Raw genomic sequence first — 17,869 nt, forward strand, 5'->3', positions numbered from 1 at the left:
CCAACATTTCTTGTTCTTGGGTCAGTTGGAAATTCATGGGGCTACCTGTTGTTCGTGTGCTGATAGGTGGTGAAGCTTGTGCTGGCGAGCCAGCGCCTACAGGTCTTGTTTACCGGCCGATGAAGCTTGGCGAGCGTTTTTCGATGGCGGCGCGCAGGGCTTCGTTGCCGTCTTCGCTGCGACCGCACAACAGGCCGGCGGCCAGTTCGGCGTGCAGTTGTTCCGGCAGGCTGCGCTGGGCGCCTTCACGCATCAGTTTTTTGGTTTGCGCGAACGCGAAGGTCGGGCCACTGGCCAGGCGCTTGGCCAGTTCGGTGGTCACGTCGAGCAGTTGCTCGTCAGCGCACACTTCGCCAACCAGCCCGGTTGCCAGGGCACGGTCGGCGCCCCACAACTCGTCGAGAAACAGCAGGCGTTTGGCTTGTTCGGTGCCGATCAGGCGCGGCAGATGCCAACTGGCACCGGCGTCCGGCGAATACGCCATGCTGGTGTAACCGGCCTTGAACCGTGCCGATTGCGCGGCGATGCGCAGGTCGCAGCAGAGCGTCAAATCCATGCCGGCGCCGACGGCCGTGCCGTTGATCGCAGCGATGGTCGGCTTTTCCAGGCTGTACAAACGGCCCATCAGCGCGTGCGCGGTTTCGGTCCAGCCGTAGCTTTCCAGATCGCCCCGGGCTTCGGCAGCGGCCCATTCGGCGAGGTCGGCGCCCGAGCAGAAACTGCGACCGCTGCCGGTCAGCACGACGACGCGAACGGCAGGGTCGGCGTTGAATTGATCAAGCAGCGCGTGCAGGTTTTTCAGGGTCGGGATGTCCAGCGCATTGCGCTGAGCGGTGCGATTGAGGGTGATCCAGGCAACGCCGGCTTCGACCTGACTGAGCAGAGAAGAGTGAGTAGTCATGCGAATCCTCGAGTTGTTGTGTTTGGCGTGAGGTGGTGCGACTTGAGGCCATACTAAACGAGTGTTCAGTAAGACGGCAATTGGAGATGAAATTTTCTGTAACACCGCGAGAAATCAGATAAGCAATTGTATTTATTGAAAATTTTTGTTTGGCGAGCAAAACCAGGACGAGCTTGTTACAACTTCGCACAACTGGAGACACGGGCTAAATGAGTTCTTGAGCGCCGAAAACGACCGTGGGAGCGGGCTTGCTCGCGAAAACGGTGAATCAGTCAACAGGCATGCTGGATGTGATTCCGTCTTCGCGAGCAAGCCCGCTCCCACAGGTTTTTCGTCGTGATTTAGCGAATGCGTGCGGTTATACCGACGGCAAGCTCGGCGCCAGCGCACCTTCGCGCTTGCGATAAATCAGGAAGTACGCGGTGTAACACAGCGCAATGAAGCCACCGCCCCAATACAGCGACGGACGTTGCGTTTCATCCAGTGCCAGGAACACAAACAACGAGCAGCACAACGCGATGCACGTCAGCGGAATCAACGGGAACCACGGCGCGCGGTATTTCAGGTCGCTGAGTTTGCCGCCGTCACGCAGGTACGCCTTGCGGAATTTGTACTGCGCCAGCGCAATCACAATCCAGGTCACGGTGCCCGACATGCCGCTCACCGCCATCAGCACCATGAACAGCGTGTCCGCCGCGACGAAACTGGTCATCAACGACACCAGTGCGAAGCACAGCGTGATGCTCAGCGCTCGCAACGGCACCCCGCGCTTGCTCAGCGGCGCCAGGCTTTTCGGGGCCATGCCGGTTTTCGACATCGCCCACAGAATGCGCGTCGAGGCGTAGAGGCCGGAGTTACCCACCGACAGAATCGCCGTGAGAATCACGAAGTTCATCAGGTCCGCCGCATAAGGAATGCCGACCATGTCGAACACTTGCACGAACGGGCTTTCCATCAAGCCTGCCTGCTGCCACGGCACAATCGCCGACAGCACCACGATTGCCAGCACATAGAAAATCAATACGCGAAACACCACGTTGCGCACGGCGCGCGGGATGCTTTTTTCCGGCTGATCGGTTTCACCGGCGGCTACGCCCATGATTTCGCAACCCTGGAACGCGTAGACGACGGTCATCATTACCGCGAACACAGCCGACAAGCCGTTGGGGAACAATGAGTCGCCGATCAGGTTGGTCGCCATCGGCGCCGGAGCACCGCTGGTCAGCGGGATCGCGCCGAAAATCACCAGCACACCGACCACGATAAACCCGAGGATTGCCGCGACCTTGATGCCCGAAAACCAGTATTCCGCCTCACCGAAGGCGCGAGTCGCCAACGCGTTCAGGCCGAACAGCACCACGACGAAGAGGGCCGACCAATACCAGATCGGGATGTCCGGGAACCAGCGCACCATCAGCATGCCAGCCGCGGTGAACTCCAGGCCCACGGTGGTTGCCCAGCTCATCCAGTACACCCAACCGATCATGAACCCGGTGGCCGGCCCGATAAATTGGGTGGCGTGGGTTTGAAACGAGCCGGACACCGGCATTTGCACGGACAGTTCACCCAGGCACACCATCACCAGGTACATCAGGAACCCGGCGACCAGGTACGCGAGAATCGCGCCCACCGGCCCGCCCTGATTGATCGTCACGCCGGAGCCCATGAACAACCCGGTGCCGATCACGCCCCCCAGCGACAACATGAAAATGTGCCGGCTCTTCAGGGCGCGGGTCAGTTGGATGCCTTTGCGTTCGGTAGATTCGCTCATGTCCACACCTCAATAGTCAGCAAGGTGCGCGTCACGGCGCGGGGAAAGTTCAGCGTTACGGCAGTTCATTATTATTATCTCCAATAAGCGTAGAAGGCCGCGCCAGGGCGGTTGTCTCGATTATTGGAAGGGCATGTAAGCTGACGTTGACCATAAGGAACGAAGTTGTGAAAAGTCGTAACAAACTTGTACGTCAGCGTTGCAGCAGTTCACTGAGGGTCTGCTGCGAATGCTCGAATTGCGCCTGAACCTGCGGCGCCAACGCTTGCAATGTCGACTCGTCGTTGACCAGCGCAGCCTCTTCCACCGCACGCAACACATTGGCCAAGGCGCGAAAACCCAGTGAGTCGCTGCTGCCGGCGAGGCGATGCGAGAGATGAGCGACTTCAGTGCAATCGTCGGCCTCGATGGCTTCGGTGAGCGCCTCGCGATGCTGGCTGATCGAACTATTCAACACCGCCAGCAAGCCTTGCAGTTTCTGCTCACCGAGCAAGGTGCGATGGGTGTCCAGCAGCGGCCAATCCATCGCCATGTCGTCGCGCGGCGGTGCCGGCAAAGGCAAATGCCCGGCCAGCGCCTGGCGCAAGTTCTCAAGCTTCAGGGGTTTGGCAAGAATGCCGTCCATGCCGACGTCCAGATAACCGCGTACCAACGCCGGTTGCACACTGGCAGTCAGGGCGAAAATCCGACTGTGTCGGTTAGGGCCGTCGGTGCTGCGGATCACTTTGCACAACTCGATGCCACTGATGCCCGGCAGGTGCACATCCAGCAGGATCAAATCAAACGTGCGCGCGGCGCATTGCGTCAGCGCCTGTTCACCGGCCTCGGCAAGCCAGACTTCATGCCCGTCGCGCTGCAGCAATCCTTTGACCACCTCGCGGTTCAACGCCACGTCCTCGACCACCAGAATATTCAGCGCCCGGCAGGGCCCACTGCTCGCCACCTCAGCGGTGCTGCCGCTGGCCGCCTGCAACGTCAGTTCAAACCAGAAACAACTGCCCTGCCCGACTGCACTTTCAACTCCGATCTGTCCGCCCAATTGTTCGACCAGATGTTTGCTGATGGCCAGCCCGAGACCGGTTCCGCCAAAGCGTTGCGCGACCTCTTCATTGGCTTGAGTGAAGCGCTCGAAAATCTTTCCCTGCGCGGCCGGTGCAATGCCGATGCCGTTGTCGATGACGCTGACTCGCAACCGTTGCCCGGACAGTTCAGTCAGCAGCGTGACCTCGACGCAGACCTCTCCGCCCTCGGTGAACTTGATCGCATTGGCGAGCAGATTGCTCAACACCTGACGCAGGAACTGCTCGGCACCGTGGTGACGTTCGGCAACCTGCGCATCGACCCGACAGCGCAGCGTCGTGTCGTTGGCCAGTGCCCGAGGTTCGAGCAACGTCAGCACTTCGTCGAGCAATTGCCGGATCGAAAAGTCCACCGGTTCCGGGTGGCTGACGCCCTCCTCCAACCGCGCGAAATACAGCACTTCGTTGATGATCGAGAGCAGTCCTTCGCCGGCCTTGTGCAGCGCATCCAGACGCTTGCCATCGATCTCGTCCAGGCGCGCGCCACGCAGCAATTCAGCCATACCGAGAATGCCGTTCAGTGGCGTGCGTAATTCGTGGCTCATGGTCGCCAGAAACCGCGACTTGGCGAGGTTGGCCGCCTCGGCTTCGTCCTTGGCGCGCATGAGGCTGGCGGTGCGCCGCTCGACCCGTCGCAACAGTTCATCGCGGTTGTCTTGCAAGGCCAGCCGGTCGATTTCCCGGCGGTCGATGTCGCTGAGGATCGCCCGACGCATGTCGTCCAGCGCGTACGCCACGCTGTCGATTTCGTCCGCGTTGGCGTTGCGGCGCTTGTCCAGATGCAACGGCTCATACCAGTCACCGGCGGCGATGCTGCGCGCGAACTCGGCCATCGCCTTCAAATGCCGCGTCACCAACCGATAAAACAATCCGCACAGCGTCACCGCCAGACCGCACAGAAACACACTCATCCACAGCAGGCTGGTCAAACCGGTCGCGAACAGCCGTTCATACACCGCGCCCAAATCAGTGCTGACTTCCAGTCGCCCCAGATGCCTTACCGGCCCTGACGGCGGTTGATAATCGAGTTCGAATCGCTCGATGCGCAACGGCCCGACCGGGTTTGGATTGCCTTGCTGAAGAATAAAATCGGGGCTGGTCAGGCGAACCCGCGTCACGTCGGAAAAGTCCACCAGCCCCCGCAGTTGCACGTTCAATTGTTCCTGGTTCAAATCCCAGAGACTGCGCTCCAGGCTGGCCACATAACCGGCGCGAATCAGCGCCATGCGCGCATCGATGTCGCGCATCTCACGGCGGTATTCGAAATACAACTGAACGCTGCTCGCCAACACGGTGAAGCACAGGCTGAACAACAGAATGAACAGCAACAGGCGTCGCAACAGCCGACTCGGCCGGGCACCGATCATTGGGCGTTTGCCGGCAAGTTGATCATGTCGCGGTAAGCCACTTTGCTTTCGTCGAGCAGGCGGTCGACTTCGCCGGAGTCGACCATGCGCTGCAATTGCGCGTCGATGTCCGGCATGCGGCGTGCCAGCGGCGACCGGCGTGACACGGCCACGCGCAGATAGTCCACGCCAAAGGCTTGCGGCAACGCAACGATGTCTTGCGCATCGGGCAGGGTCTCGACCCGCATCTGCCCGGTACGCCGTTCCGAGACAATGAAATCGATGCGTCCGCGAATCAGTTTTCCGAAGTTCTGGCGGCTGTCGGAGACCATTTCGACGTTCTGATGCTCGGCGACGAAACGGTCGAACGTCACGCCGTAACTTTCACCGAACAACAAGCCGCCGTGGTAATTGGCCAGGTCTTCCAGGCGCTCGATGTTCACCGGGTGCTGACGGTTGACGAACACGGCCACCTCTTCGCGCAGCACCGGCACGCTCGAAAACACCATGCTCTGCTCACGCTCCGCGGTGCGATACATCAGCACCACGTCGACCCGGCCTTCGGCGGCGTCACGCACGCAGCGATTCCAGTTATCCAGCTCGACGATTTCCACGTCGTCGCCCAGTTCCGCAAAGAGTTTTTTGACCACGCCGGGCGCAAGGCCGCGCACTTGTTTACCGTCGCTCCAAGAGATCGGCGGGTAAACCGGATAGTCGCAATAGCGAATTTTTTCTGCGGCCATCGCGCTGTTGGCGAGCAGCGCCACCAGCAGGCAAAACACCTGCAACATCGTGGTCAGGCCGCCACGCTGGCGGTGAACAGATAACCGGCGCCATGGATGGTGATGATCAATTGCGGCTCGGACGGGTCGTCATGCAACTTGCGGCGCAGGCGTCCGACCAGTACATCGATGGAGCGGTCGTTGGGCACCCATTCACGGTTGCGGATCTGATCCATCAATTGATCGCGGCTCAAGGTATGCCCGCTGTTACGCAGGAAGACGCTGAGCAACTGGTACTCGCCGTGGGTCAGCAGCGTTTCGCCGCCGGTGGTGTCGATCAGCCGCCGACGGTCGGTGTCCAGCGCCCAGGCGGCGAATTGCTTGACCGGTTTGGCGATGGACGGCACCGCTTTGGGTGTATGTGCATGCCGCACCCGGCGGATCAGGTTCTTCGCCCGGGACACCAGCTCGCGGGGTTTGAGCGGTTTGATCACGTAATCATCGGCGCCGCATTCAAGGCCGACGATGCGGTCGATTTCATCGTTGCGCCCGGTGATCAGAATGATCCCGACTTCCGACCGAACCCGCAGTTCCCGGGTCAGGGTCAGCCCGTCCTTACCCGGCAAGCGGATATCGAGCATCACCAGATCGACCGACTGGGTCGCCAGAAATGTTTCAGCCAGCTCCGCCGTGGCGGCGCAATGGACGTCGTAACCTTCCTGGCTCAGATAAGCCTGGAGCAGTTCGCGAATCAGTGGATCGTCGTCGACAATCAATACCCGAGGAGTCATCGCATGGTGTCCTGAGTGTGCCCGAAGGCGTGTTTCTTATTAGAGTTCGTTGCTGCACTGCCGCCTGAGAGTATCCATTGCTGAACGATCGATCAACAGCCCGTCGTCTGCAAACGGAAACGCTGACGTCCGCCGGCCTGCAAACCGTCGACCCAGGCTTCGCAAATCTGCATGCCTTGTTCAGGCGTGAACGTTCCGGGGTTGAGCCCTGATTCCAGCCACAAACCGTCAAGCAGAGCGCTGAGGCTGATGGCGGCCAGATCGGCGTCGAAGTGTTCCCAGCCCTCTTCCTGTGCGAGTTCGGTCAGCACCTTGCGCAAGATGCTGCGGTATTCGCCATAGGATTGTTCGTGCGCGAGGTTGATTGCCTCCGCTGTCTTGACCGCGCCCCAAAAGGCCAGCCAGGCATCGAGCAGCTGCGGGTCCAGCAGTTCAGCGGAAAACGAGCCTCGAAAGAATGCCGACAGGCGTTCACGGGCATTAGGGGCGGCCTGTTCCATGGCGGCGCGAAGCATCCCCATGACACGACCGGTCACCGCCAGATAGGCCTCGGCGACCAATTCGTCCTTGCCGGAATAGTGATGGCTGATCAGCCCGACCGAGACACCGGCCTCGGCGGAGATTTTGCGAATGGAAGCGCCTTGGAAGCCGTCGCGCTTGAGGCACGCGAGCGTTGCCTCGATGAGATTGGTTTTGCGCAGCTCTGGCGCCATTCTGGAGAATCGGCCTTCCTGGGACATTGGAGGAATTCCTTGAGGCGAGGGTTGAGCCCTGAACGAGCCGTTCGCGAACTGAACGACTGTACAGCAACAACCCTCGCCTACTCCAGATCCCCTTTGGCCTTTTGCTGCTTTTTACAGGCCTGGCAGTATGCCCGGCGGCACAATTGCGCCGCCCTTCATCACCACAGGCAATTTCTCGAGTACGGAAATATCGGCAATCGGGTCGCCATCAACCGCGATCATGTCGGCGTACCGGCCCACACTGACGGCGCCGACGTCCGCTTGCCAAGTGAGCAGTTCAGCCGCCACGACGGTGGCGGACTGGATCGCCTGCATCGGTGTCATGCCGTACTTGACCATGTAGGCGAACTGCTTGGCGTTGGTGCCAATCGGATAGACACCGGCATCGGTGCCGTAGGCGATTTTCACCCCGGCCTTGACCGCTTTACGGAATGCCTGGCGCTGTACGTCGGTGGTTTCAGTGTTTTTGCGCAGGTAACTCTCTGGCCAGTTTTCCTTGCGGCCGACTTCATCGATGTAGTCGCCGTTGTAGATATCCATCACCAGGTAAGTACCGTTGTCTTTTGCCAGCTTGATGCCTTCATCATCCAGCAGCGAGGCGTGTTCAACGGATTTGACGCCAGCGCGAATCGCGGCCTTGATCCCTTCCGCGCCATGGGCGTGGACGGTGGCGTAGCTTTTATGAACCTTGGCTTCTTGCACGACGGCGCGCATTTCCTCTTCGGTCATTTCCATCTGACCCGGCTCGGTGCCTTCGGCCAGCACGGAGCCGGTGCCCATCATCTTGATGGTGTCGACGCCATGCTGGAACAGGTAACGGGTCTTCAACTTGGCGTCATTGGCATCACGGTAAACGCCGACGCGCATATCCGCCGGAATCTCCACACCGGGGGCAAACCCGGTCACTTCGCCACCACCACCAGCGACGGTGATGTACGCGCCGACCACGTTCATCCGCGGCCCCAGCACCCGATTGGCGTTGATCGCGTCCCGCAGGGCGACGTCGGTGAACGCCCGGTAGGTGCCCAGGTCATGCACGGTGGTGAAACCCGCACGCAGCGTTTGATAGGCATGTTTGGCGCCCATCAACGCGACATCCTGAGGCGAATGCAGCAGCGGTTCTGCCACGTTGTTGGTCATGTCCCAATCGGAGATGTGCGTGTGCATATCAATCAGGCCCGGCAGCACAGTCTTGGCTGACCAGTCGATCACTTTGCTGTTGGCCGGCGGGGCACTCCATGGCTCCACGGCGACGATCCGGTCATCGTCAATCTTGATCCGTTGATCGGTCAGCACTTTGCCCTTTTCGACATCGATCAGACGGCCCGCGTGAACATAGACCGTGTCTGCATGCGCGGACAACGCCAGCGAAGAAAGTGTGACCGCCAACGCGATGCACTTGATCGGGAAAGTTCTCATGTGAAACCTCTTGTTTTTATTGGAGTCAGTTGTGCACATCAAAAAAGATCAAACGGATATTGGGTGATGATTCGCAGTTGCTTGACACTGTCGCCGGTGAACTGGAAGTCCGCATAACGCACTCGAACCGACAGATTCTTCAAAGGACCGCTTTCAACGAGGGTCTTGATATCGACATCACGTTCAATCTGCTTATCGGAACTAGCGAAATAAGCATACAAGCCGTCGGGATCAACTTGCTTGTTGTCCATATCGAAGCCGTAAACATACCGAACGCCTAAAGTAGTCCGGGTAAAACCGGTACTTCCAAAGTCATATTGATATCCAAGCCCGACCGACTGTTCACCCGGACCGTTAAAGTCTCCGTATTGCGATGAGTTGGCCAGATAGATGGAGTCCATGTAAGTGCCGTCCGCGGCCCTCAAATAATCGAACGGTGTATCACCGTGGATTTTTTGATAGGACAGGGTGACCGTGTGCGGGCCTGTGGCGTAGGCCGTCGCCAGCGACCACGCGGTGACGTCAATGTCGCCGGCCCGGGCTTGCCCTTCATCGAGCGAGCGGTACAGGTTGAAGTCGAAGTTCAGCGTTTGTTCGGACGGCAACGCAAAGGTGTAGTTGGCGTTCATGTAGTACTGGCGCCACAAATCCTCTGTCCTAGACACGTAGAAGCCGACCGTGCCTTCTTCCACCGGCTGGTACGTGAGACCGGCGTAATCGACATCGCCCCCTTGCACCCCGGCATAGCCGGCATAGAAATCACCGTCATGGTTCGTACTTGCCGAACCTTTGGTGGAGGAAAAGTGCCCGGCATCAATGCTGACTTTATCGATGTCAGTGCTCAGCAACTGGATGCCTCTTGCCGTTACCGGCATCAAGCGCGAGTCGGGGGTAGCCAGTACCGGGTTATACGGCCGCAGGTCGCCATATTGAATGACGGTATTTGACCATTTCATCTTTACCGAAGTATTGAGTGTCGACGACTCTGATCTTTCACCGTCTCCCTCTGCTGGAAACATACCCGTGCCGACGGTTCCTCTGCCGCCATCAAGTTTATAAGCGGTATCAACACTGGCATCGACACCAAACCCGACGACCCCCTGAGTGAAACCGGACTTATAGTCCATCAAAAAGCCCTGCCCCCAACCTATTGAATCGGGATAGTGCGAGAGAGAGTTTCGATTAAAGTACATGTTTCTGGCGATGATGGTGGCTGAACTGTCTTCAATAAAACCACCCGTAGCCTCCTCTGCCTGAGCTTTAATATAACTTCCGGATACCGAAAATACAGCGACACCTAACAGGGAACGCAGCTTCATTGTAGACCTCAGGGCTTTGATTATTATTGTTGTCTGTCACGCCTCTACTCAACAATGTTAATCAGACTGTTCTTGTAATTAACAGTCTTTAAATGTTGAGATTTGATCGTCAAATGTAAGTCAAGTAACGGCATGTAACGCAGCCATTACATACCTGTCAGCCACTTCGGAGTGTTCGGCAGACGTTATCCCCTCAAAAACCCGCCAGTAAAAAAATCAGTTGATTTTTTACTGAAGGTAAATTCTCATAGGGAAAATAATAACGCCGAAGCAACGGCTTTTCGGCTTCAGCCTGCCTGGATTACCCACATCATGCCGACCTCGTCTACTGCCTTTGCCCATCTGTTCGAACCGTTGCAACTGCGTGGCAAACGCCTGAAAAACCGCATCATGTCCAGCGGTCACGACACCTCGATGCCCACCGACAATCTGGTCAATGAGCAGCTGATCGCCTACCACACTGCGCGAGCCGAAGGCGGTGCCGGCCTGATCATCTTGCAGGTGGCCGGGGTGCACGACAGCGCCCGCTATACCTCGCACGTACTGATGGCAACGGACGACGGCTGCATCGAGGGTTATCGAAAAATCGCTGAAAGCTGCCATGCGCATGGCACCGTGGTGCTGTCGCAGGTGTTCCATCCGGGCCGGGAAATCATGGAGTCCAGCGATGGTCTGCTGGCCGTGGCTTACTCGGCGTCGGCAGTGCCCAACGAGCGTTTCCGTGTGATGCCACGTGCGCTGGATCAGGTGATGATCGATGAGATTGTCGCGGGTTACGGTGCGGCAGCCCGACGTTTGTATCAGGCCGGAATCGACGGCGTGGAAGTGGTCGCCAGCCACGGCTACCTGCCGGCGCAATTCATTAATCCAAGGGTCAACCGTCGCACCGACCACTACAACGGTGAGCTGGAACAGCGCCTGCGCTTCCTGCGTGAAGTGATCGCCGCCGTGCGTGCCAACACCGATGAGCACTTCATCATCGGCTTGCGGATTTCCGCCGATGAGCGCGATCCCGAAGGGCTCACCGAGGATGAATCCCTGGCTGCGGTGCAATTGCTGCAACCGTCTCTGGATTACGTACACATTGTCGCGGGCACCTCGGCATCGCTGGGCGGCGCGGTGCACATCGTACCGCCGATGGCGATCGAGGCCGCTTACCTGGCCAAGGAAGCGGGGACGTTCAAGGCCGGGCTGTCGATCCCGCTGTTCGTCACCGGTCGCATCAACCAGCCGCAGGAGGCTGAACTGATTTTGGCGCGAGGCCAGGCCGATGTCTGCGGCATGACCCGCGCGCTGATTTGCGACCCGCAAATGCCCAACAAAACCGACACCGGCCACGTCGAGGATGTGCGCGCCTGCATTGCCTGCAACCAGGCGTGCATTGGCCACTTCCACAAAGGCTTGCCGATTTCCTGCATCCAGCACCCGGAAACCGGGCGGGAGCTGATCTTCGGCAAGCGGCAACCGGCGGGGCTGCGCAAACGCATCATGATCGTCGGCGGTGGTCCTGCGGGGATGAAAGCGGCGGCGGTGGCGGCGCAACGCGGACACGACGTAACGCTTTATGAGGCCAATTCACAACTCGGCGGCCAGGTATTACTTGCGCAATTGCTACCACGACGGGCCGAATTCGGCGGCGCCAGTACCAACCTCCAGCGCGAAATGGAACTGGCCGGCGTGCGCGTCGTACGTAATACCCGTGTCGACCGGCCGCTGGTGGAGCGTGAGCGGCCAGACATGGTGATCCTCGCCACAGGTGCCGAACCGTATTGGCCGGCATTCGAGCGCGGTGGAGAGTTGCAGGTGGTGGACGCCTGGCAAGTGCTGCGCGATGAAGTGCAGATCGGGCGCTCGGTGGTGGTGGTCGATTGGCGCTGCGACTGGATCGGCCCCGGCATCGCCGAACGGCTGGTACGCGCCGGGCATCAAGTGCAACTGGCGGTCAACGGCACTCATTGCGGGGAAAACCTGCCGCTTTACGTACGCGATCAACTGGCTGGCGAGCTGCACAAACTCGGCATTCCGATCACGCCTTACGCTCGCTTGTATGGTTGCGATGACAACACCGTTTACCTGCAACATACCGCCAGCGGCGAACCGATGCTGTTTGAAAACATCGACACGTTGGTGCTCTGCCAGGGCCACCAACCTGTCGACACCTTGGGCGCCGAGTTGCAAGGCCTGGTGGAGTTTCGACGCATCGGCGACTGCCTCGCACCGAGAACCGCCGAAGAAGCCATCTACGAAGGCTTGAAAGTCGCCTGGGAGCTTTGAGGCTGTTTTATACTCCGGGCCTTTTACTCACCCCCTCGGTTTGGAGCACGCCATGAGCGATAGCAGCACGATGCCGCCTGCCAACAGCGCGTCCCTGAAAGACGGCGCTTCGGCAGAGCCGCATTTTCTTGGCACACGGATTCGTGGCCTGCGCAAACGCCAAGGCATGACCCTGACTGAGTTGGCGCAACTGAGCGAATTGACGGCGGGATACATCAGTCAGCTTGAACGTAATCTGGCTTATCCCTCCATTCCTGCGCTGTTCAACATCGCCCGTAGTCTGGGTGTGACCATTCAATGGTTCTTTGCCAGCGAGGCCGGCACGGCACCGGAAGACGAAGGCATCGTCGTGCGCAAGAACAGCCGGATGAGCGTGCACTATGAAGATGGCATCGTGGACCACCTGCTGACGCCGCAACCGAACCGACAACTTGAGATGCTGCACTCGCGCTTTCCGCCCGGGACTTACAGTCAGCAGAGTTACAGTCATGAAGGGGAAGAGGCTGGTTATCTGCTGTCGGGGAGTTTTGAGTTATGGGTGGGGGAGCGGCATTTTCAACTGAGTGAAGGCGACAGCTTCAGTTTTTCCAGCCAGGAGCCGCATCGGTATGGGAACCCCGGGGAGGTAGACGCAGTGGTGATTTGGGTGATCACGCCGCCGTCGTTTTGAGTGATCGGCAGCCATTTCTGTCATCGGTAAAAATCAGGCATTTTTGTAACGATAAAAAAACCGGCGCCTTGCCGGTTTCTCGCATTCGTTTACAGCCAACCAAATCCTTTACCCATGATCGCTGCCAAACCCAGCGAGGCAGTGATTAGCGCGCCGAACAGCAAACGAAAGTCTGTTCGGGTTTCTTTACGATGCTCACGAATGTCCACACGAACTTCGATCAAATCGCCTCGCACGTATTCGATGTGCGTCTCGAGCTTGGCTACACGCGGTTCCAATGGGTTTTCTCCTGCAGGACCTGGTGGTCTTCGTCCATTATCGTCACCGCCACTCCTTCTGTTGGGAGCGAAACGGTCGGGGTAGTGCTCATCAAGGTTTACCAGCACAAAAGGCTCACTCATCGCAGACCTCCCGCGCGCGGGTCTTGCTGTCGGCGTCGACGATGATATCTGCCAGCACATTGAGCGAATGCAGGCGTACGAACCCACAATGCTTGCAGTTCAGCATCACCGCGGGCGTACCTGATGGCAAAAACTCTTTACCACGCGCCCAAGGCAACCCCACACCCGTCGCCCCGACCTGAAGCGGCAATTCCCACTCGTCATGCTCACAGAATGGGCACTTGGGATTCTTTATTCGCGCGTTGAAAACCCGGGCCAAGTGCCTCGTGTCCAGATGAAGATCCCTAGGCATTGGCAAGCCTCATGACATGCCCGATCTGTTCATCGCACTGAAAATACTCTTCATCACTGCTGTACATCGCTGCCTCCTCCTTGAGGGAATGAATCATCCGTTAACCGATCAACCAGAAGAGGATGCGCAACGCTCGGTTATCTGCTCGACCGCGAAGCCCTGACTGCCGTCTTCGCTGAACGGTGAATATACCCCCGATCAATCTCGGACGTGTCCGCGTAATAAGTAAGACGCTTCGCTTGTTCATGTCAGCTTGGAGTTGTCTTTGTAGGATCCTTCCACAGGGCAGCTTTCGAGGGTTCATTAATGTGGCTTGCCCCGTGCCAAGTCTTCAGCAGGCTGATCAAGCGGTCGCTGCGCAGGTAACTCCGCCTCCCCTTGTTCTGGATATGGCTGCGGGGTTCTCCGGTCAGAAGCACTCACAAGGCGGCGGATTGCTCTTTCAACCAGAGATAGGAGGCCAAAAATGACGAAGCCGAAGATCAGCCCCGCCACCACAATACTCAGAGGATGTATTTGCGCGGCATCGGGGCTTTCCATCATGTATCGGAACGCCTGGATAGAAACGGCCACGCAGGCCGCTGCGGCTGCCAGCAGCTTTATAAACAACCAAAGGCGTTGCCATCTGTTCATGCGTCCTCCGTCATCCAGTCATTGGCGTTGTATTGGATGATAGGAGTATTCAGGCATATCGACGTCGCTTGGAGGGGAGGATGAAGTGCGGTAACGGATCAACCGTTGGCCAGACTCCGTTCAAGCGCCGCTTCATCCCCCCGCTCAGATCACCCGGCGGTGGTCGGCACTGGCGCGTTGAGCAATTGTTGTTCCCACAGATACGCAATGCCGCTGCCGGCGGCATGGTGCAGGAGCACCTCCGTCAGCGCGCCAGCCGTTTCGGCGCGCGCCCAATCGCGCTGCCATTCCGCCGCCAAAGCCAGCCACGTCATCATGTTCGCGCCGGCCGCGATCATGCGCTGGATGGCGACCTGATGGGCCTCAACGGAAACGGCGCCCGACGCGTCGGTGATAACCGTCACGTCCCAGCCTTCGCCGAGGGCCTGGATCACCGGCATGGCGACGCATATCTCGGTCCACAGGCCGGCGATGACCAACTGCTTGCGCCCCGTCGCCTTAACTGCGTCCACCACCTTCTGATCTTCCCAGGTATTGATGAACGTCCGATCAATGACCTCCTGGCCGGGGAATACGTCGGTGATTTGCGGGAAGATAAAACCGCCACGCTCGGCGATCACGCTAGTCAGAATAGTAGGAACGCCGAAAGCTTTAGCGGCCTTCGCCAGCGCCGTCGCATTGTTGACCACCATCTGCGGCTCATGGCTGTTCAGATTGGTTAGTTGGTAAGGCTGATGGTCGATCAGCACGAGTACCGAATCTTCCGGGCGAAGAAGCGAAGCAATGCCATTGCGCAAAGTCATGGGTCATCCTTTTTTGTAGCTATGAACGGGATTGGTTTTCGGGCAGCGCGCGCCAGCGGCGACGTTGCCTGAGGACAGCACTGTGCCGTTCCCATTCCCGGTCCGGTAGTGGCGCTGCGCGGCTAGCTGTGTCGCAAGAGGGGGAACGCGCTCACCTCGCGCCGCCGAAAATCATCATGGCCAAATGGGCTTTACGACGTTGCGTCAGTCATTGCCATCGACGACGTTGCCTGTGGGCAGTAGGCTGCTGGTCCAATATTCAATACGGTCGTCGCATTCGGTGCCTGGTGTTGTCGCGAAACAAGGAACACAGAAGTGGACATAGAAGAACTTCAGACATTTGTAGAAGTTGCAGACGCGGGGGGTGTTTCGCGCGCTGCGCTGCGACTGGGCGTGTCCAAATCGATCGTTAGTCGACGGCTAGCCCGGCTGGAAGCAGAACTTGGCGTGCAACTGATGACGCGGTCCACCCGCGGAGCGGCTCTCACAGAAGCCGGAACTACCTTTCGCGACCATGCGGCCAGAGTCTGCGCCGAGATCGAGATGGCCCGCGAAGCGATCTTGCCCGCCGGTGAGCTTCGCGGCCGCTTGCGCGTTGCTGCGCCAATTACGTTCGGCCCAACACACTTCGCTCCCATACTCGCGGAAATGGCACGACGCCACCCTGGGCTTTCCATCCAGACCTGCTACAGCGATCGATTCGTTGACCTCATCGCGGAGGGGTATGACTGCGCGATAAGGATTGGCCACCTTCAAGACTCCAGCTTGATCGCCAGATGCATTGGCCCGATCCTTGGAATGCTAGTCGCGAGCCCGGCCTATATCGAGGTGCATGGGTCACCCGAGACGCCAGAGGAGCTCGTCACCCATCAGGCCCTAATGCAAGGCACCGAATCCTGGCCATTCATGGATGGCGAAAAGGTCATCACGGTGCATCCGCAGGGGCGTTTTAAGGCAGACAACGGCGTCGCTTTAGTCTCCGCCGCGGTAGCAGGTCTGGGGATCGCTTACCTGCCCGACTGGATTACCCATGAACATGTGGCCAGCGGCGCACTTATACAGATCATGCCTCGGCATCCACCACCGCCGGCAGGCGCCTATGTCGTTCGACCGCCAGGTCAGCATCCCGCACGCAAGATACGGGTTCTGACCGAACTGCTGATCGAGTATTGCGACCAGGCTGCACGACGCCCTTGAGTCGGGCAGGTACTGCCGGTTGCGGGGAAACCGTCAACGCCACCGCGTTGCGGAACATTTCACGCGATACAGCCCCGCCCCAAACAAAACGCAGAAAACGAAAAAGCCCCGTAACTTTTCAGCTACGGGGCTTTTTCTATGTAATGGCGGAGAGATAGGGATTCGAACCCTAGGTACCGGTGAAGGTACAACGGATTTCGAATCCGTCCCATTCGGCCACTCTGGCATCTCTCCAACGGCGCGCATCATAACAACACTTTCGCAGGAAGCGAACCCCCTAAGCGAAATATTTCTGTGCTATCAGATGCTTGCGTCGGTTAAAGCGGTACGCCCAGACGATTGGCGACTTCTTCATAAGCTTCGATGACGTCACCGAGGCCCTGACGGAAGCGGTCTTTGTCCATCTTCTTGCCGGTGGCCTTGTCCCACAGACGGCAGCCATCCGGGCTGAATTCGTCGCCCAGGACAATGGAGCCATCGGAGAACACGCCGAATTCGAGCTTGAAGTCGACTAGCAGCAGGCCGGCGTCGTCGAACAGTTTGCTCAGGACTTCGTTGACCTTGAGCGACAGTTCTTTCATGCGAACCAGTTGCTCGGCGGTGCCCCAACCGAAGGCAACGACGTGGGATTCGTTGATGAACGGGTCGCCCTTGGCGTCGTCCTTCAGGAATAGTTCGAAGGTGTAAGGGTTGAGCTTGATACCTTCTTCGACGCCCAGACGCTTGACCAGGCTGCCAGCGGCGTAGTTACGCACGACGCATTCGACCGGGATCATGTCGAGTTTTTTCACCAGGCATTCGTTGTCGCCCAGCAGTTTGTCGAATTGGGTCGGCACGCCAGCAGCTTCGAGTTTCTGCATGATGAAGGCGTTGAACTTGTTGTTCACCATGCCTTTGCGGTCGAGCTGCTCGATGCGTTTACCGTCGAACGCCGAAGTGTCGTTGCGAAACAGCAGGATCAAGCGGTCAGCGTCGTCGGTCTTGAAAACCGATTTGGCTTTGCCGCGGTAGAGTTCTTCACGTTTTTCCATGATGGGCTCCGCTTGCTAAGTAGGTGGGCTAGGCGATGTGACGCCAGTCGAGCCCTGAATCTTGATCGGCCAGTTGCAGCCATTCCGGGTCGCACCCGAGGGGTGTCGACAAAACATTGCCGGGCCAGCTGCGGCAGGTTGTTCTTGCTGCTCAGATGGGCCAGGACCAGGTGTTGCAGGCCTTGCCAGCCCAACTCGGCCACCAGGAATGCCGCCTGATGGTTGTTCAAATGTCCCAGTTCACCGCCCACCCGTTGTTTGAGAAAGTACGGGTAGTGACCGCGAGCCAGCATGTCACGGCAATGATTGGACTCGATCATCAATGCGTCGAGGTCCCGATAGCCGTCCAGCACCTTGTTGCAATACGATCCAAGGTCCGTCAGCAGACCGAAGCGCCGCTCGCCGTCACTGAATACGTATTGCGTCGGCTCCTGCGCATCGTGGGCCACGGCAATGACTTCGATGTTCAGGGCGCCA

Annotated in this window: 16 protein-coding genes, 1 tRNA gene and 1 pseudogene; 3 read left to right on the forward strand and 15 right to left on the reverse strand. The window is 58.6% G+C overall.

Translation table 11 applies throughout. The annotated features are described in order from the left end of the window. Window positions 1-109 precede the first annotated feature (109 nt). From ACQKP4_RS25575 to ACQKP4_RS25610, 8 genes are all read right to left on the reverse strand, one after another. Window positions 110-901, reverse strand: a complete 792-nt coding sequence (locus tag ACQKP4_RS25575; RefSeq protein ID WP_427636673.1) for an enoyl-CoA hydratase/isomerase family protein — start codon at window positions 899-901, stop codon at window positions 110-112. 358 nt (window positions 902-1,259) lie between these two features. Then, a complete protein-coding gene (locus ACQKP4_RS25580) occupies window positions 1,260-2,672 on the reverse strand; it encodes an amino acid permease (RefSeq protein ID WP_427636675.1) in 1,413 nt (470 codons plus the stop codon). Window positions 2,673-2,865: 193 nt separating this feature from the next. Then, window positions 2,866-5,118: an ATP-binding protein gene (locus tag ACQKP4_RS25585; protein WP_427636676.1), complete on the reverse strand. Its 2,253-nt coding sequence runs from the start codon at window positions 5,116-5,118 to the stop codon at window positions 2,866-2,868. After that, complete coding sequence (locus tag ACQKP4_RS25590) at window positions 5,115-5,888, reverse strand: substrate-binding periplasmic protein (protein ID WP_427636678.1); 774 nt, start codon at window positions 5,886-5,888, stop codon at window positions 5,115-5,117. The genes ACQKP4_RS25585 and ACQKP4_RS25590 overlap by 4 nt, the downstream gene beginning before the upstream one ends. A gap of 5 nt (window positions 5,889-5,893) precedes the next feature. Beyond that, on the reverse strand, window positions 5,894-6,610 hold the full coding sequence (locus tag ACQKP4_RS25595) for a response regulator (protein ID WP_427636680.1): 717 nt from the start codon (window positions 6,608-6,610) through the stop codon (window positions 5,894-5,896). A 92-nt stretch (window positions 6,611-6,702) separates the two neighbouring features. Further along, on the reverse strand, window positions 6,703-7,350 hold the full coding sequence (locus ACQKP4_RS25600) for a TetR family transcriptional regulator C-terminal domain-containing protein (RefSeq protein ID WP_427636682.1): 648 nt from the start codon (window positions 7,348-7,350) through the stop codon (window positions 6,703-6,705). A gap of 114 nt (window positions 7,351-7,464) precedes the next feature. Beyond that, window positions 7,465-8,772 (reverse strand): amidohydrolase family protein, encoded by a 1,308-nt coding sequence (locus tag ACQKP4_RS25605; protein WP_427636684.1) that lies wholly within the window; start codon window positions 8,770-8,772, stop codon window positions 7,465-7,467. A gap of 38 nt (window positions 8,773-8,810) precedes the next feature. Then, window positions 8,811-10,091 carry an OprD family outer membrane porin gene (locus ACQKP4_RS25610; RefSeq protein ID WP_427636686.1) on the reverse strand — a complete coding sequence of 427 codons (1,281 nt, stop codon included), beginning with the start codon at window positions 10,089-10,091 and terminating at the stop codon, window positions 8,811-8,813. A 312-nt stretch (window positions 10,092-10,403) separates the two neighbouring features. On the opposite strand from ACQKP4_RS25610, the gene ACQKP4_RS25615 reads away from it, so the two are divergent. Both ACQKP4_RS25615 and ACQKP4_RS25620 read left to right on the forward strand, forming a co-directional pair. Then, entirely contained in the window at window positions 10,404-12,365 is a 1,962-nt protein-coding gene (locus ACQKP4_RS25615; RefSeq protein ID WP_427636687.1) for an FAD-dependent oxidoreductase, read from the forward strand. Between the two features lie 70 nt (window positions 12,366-12,435). After that, window positions 12,436-13,035, forward strand: coding sequence for a cupin domain-containing protein (locus ACQKP4_RS25620; protein ID WP_427636698.1), 600 nt, complete (start codon window positions 12,436-12,438; stop codon window positions 13,033-13,035). Between the two features lie 89 nt (window positions 13,036-13,124). On the opposite strand, the gene ACQKP4_RS25625 is transcribed toward ACQKP4_RS25620, so the two are convergent. The 4 genes from ACQKP4_RS25625 to ACQKP4_RS25640 form a co-directional block, all read right to left on the reverse strand. After that, entirely contained in the window at window positions 13,125-13,436 is a 312-nt protein-coding gene (locus ACQKP4_RS25625) for a hypothetical protein (RefSeq protein ID WP_427636689.1), read from the reverse strand. Further along, the gene (locus ACQKP4_RS25630) at window positions 13,429-13,626 is read right to left on the reverse strand and encodes a hypothetical protein (RefSeq protein WP_427636690.1); all 198 of its coding nucleotides are present in this window, start codon (window positions 13,624-13,626) and stop codon (window positions 13,429-13,431) included. The genes ACQKP4_RS25625 and ACQKP4_RS25630 overlap by 8 nt, the downstream gene beginning before the upstream one ends. 405 nt (window positions 13,627-14,031) lie before the next feature. After that, complete coding sequence (locus ACQKP4_RS25635) at window positions 14,032-14,361, reverse strand: hypothetical protein (RefSeq protein WP_427636691.1); 330 nt, start codon at window positions 14,359-14,361, stop codon at window positions 14,032-14,034. Between the two features lie 149 nt (window positions 14,362-14,510). Then, window positions 14,511-15,164 (reverse strand): hydrolase, encoded by a 654-nt coding sequence (locus ACQKP4_RS25640; RefSeq protein ID WP_427636692.1) that lies wholly within the window; start codon window positions 15,162-15,164, stop codon window positions 14,511-14,513. A 315-nt stretch (window positions 15,165-15,479) separates the two neighbouring features. Here ACQKP4_RS25640 and ACQKP4_RS25645 point away from each other — a divergent pair, with 315 nt between their 5' ends. Next, the gene (locus tag ACQKP4_RS25645; protein ID WP_427636694.1) at window positions 15,480-16,361 is read left to right on the forward strand and encodes a LysR family transcriptional regulator; all 882 of its coding nucleotides are present in this window, start codon (window positions 15,480-15,482) and stop codon (window positions 16,359-16,361) included. 144 nt (window positions 16,362-16,505) lie between these two features. Here ACQKP4_RS25645 and ACQKP4_RS25650 read toward each other — a convergent pair. The 3 genes and pseudogenes from ACQKP4_RS25650 to ACQKP4_RS25660 form a co-directional block, all read right to left on the reverse strand. Then, window positions 16,506-16,595 (reverse strand) — tRNA-Ser (locus ACQKP4_RS25650). Window positions 16,596-16,678: 83 nt separating this feature from the next. Next, window positions 16,679-17,392 carry a phosphoribosylaminoimidazolesuccinocarboxamide synthase gene (gene purC, locus ACQKP4_RS25655; protein WP_427636696.1) on the reverse strand — a complete coding sequence of 238 codons (714 nt, stop codon included), beginning with the start codon at window positions 17,390-17,392 and terminating at the stop codon, window positions 16,679-16,681. A 28-nt stretch (window positions 17,393-17,420) separates the two neighbouring features. Beyond that, window positions 17,421-17,869, reverse strand: a pseudogene (locus ACQKP4_RS25660) (MBL fold metallo-hydrolase); the annotation flags it as partial.

The organism is Pseudomonas sp. NPDC086278 (assembly GCF_050280905.1).
Taxonomy (GTDB): domain Bacteria; phylum Pseudomonadota; class Gammaproteobacteria; order Pseudomonadales; family Pseudomonadaceae; genus Aquipseudomonas.

Coding starts and splice junctions, on each gene's coding strand:
- ACQKP4_RS25575 (WP_427636673.1), bottom strand. CDS start 901: ATGACTACTCACTCTTCTCTGCTCAGTCAGGTCGAAGCCGGCGTTGCC.
- ACQKP4_RS25580 (WP_427636675.1), bottom strand. CDS start 2,672: ATGAGCGAATCTACCGAACGCAAAGGCATCCAACTGACCCGCGCCCTG.
- ACQKP4_RS25585 (WP_427636676.1), bottom strand. CDS start 5,118: ATGATCGGTGCCCGGCCGAGTCGGCTGTTGCGACGCCTGTTGCTGTTC.
- ACQKP4_RS25590 (WP_427636678.1), bottom strand. CDS start 5,888: ATGTTGCAGGTGTTTTGCCTGCTGGTGGCGCTGCTCGCCAACAGCGCG.
- ACQKP4_RS25595 (WP_427636680.1), bottom strand. CDS start 6,610: ATGACTCCTCGGGTATTGATTGTCGACGACGATCCACTGATTCGCGAA.
- ACQKP4_RS25600 (WP_427636682.1), bottom strand. CDS start 7,350: ATGTCCCAGGAAGGCCGATTCTCCAGAATGGCGCCAGAGCTGCGCAAA.
- ACQKP4_RS25605 (WP_427636684.1), bottom strand. CDS start 8,772: ATGAGAACTTTCCCGATCAAGTGCATCGCGTTGGCGGTCACACTTTCT.
- ACQKP4_RS25610 (WP_427636686.1), bottom strand. CDS start 10,091: ATGAAGCTGCGTTCCCTGTTAGGTGTCGCTGTATTTTCGGTATCCGGA.
- ACQKP4_RS25615 (WP_427636687.1), top strand. CDS start 10,404: ATGCCGACCTCGTCTACTGCCTTTGCCCATCTGTTCGAACCGTTGCAA.
- ACQKP4_RS25620 (WP_427636698.1), top strand. CDS start 12,436: ATGCCGCCTGCCAACAGCGCGTCCCTGAAAGACGGCGCTTCGGCAGAG.
- ACQKP4_RS25625 (WP_427636689.1), bottom strand. CDS start 13,436: ATGAGTGAGCCTTTTGTGCTGGTAAACCTTGATGAGCACTACCCCGAC.
- ACQKP4_RS25635 (WP_427636691.1), bottom strand. CDS start 14,361: ATGAACAGATGGCAACGCCTTTGGTTGTTTATAAAGCTGCTGGCAGCC.
- ACQKP4_RS25640 (WP_427636692.1), bottom strand. CDS start 15,164: ATGACTTTGCGCAATGGCATTGCTTCGCTTCTTCGCCCGGAAGATTCG.
- purC (WP_427636696.1), bottom strand. CDS start 17,392: ATGGAAAAACGTGAAGAACTCTACCGCGGCAAAGCCAAATCGGTTTTC.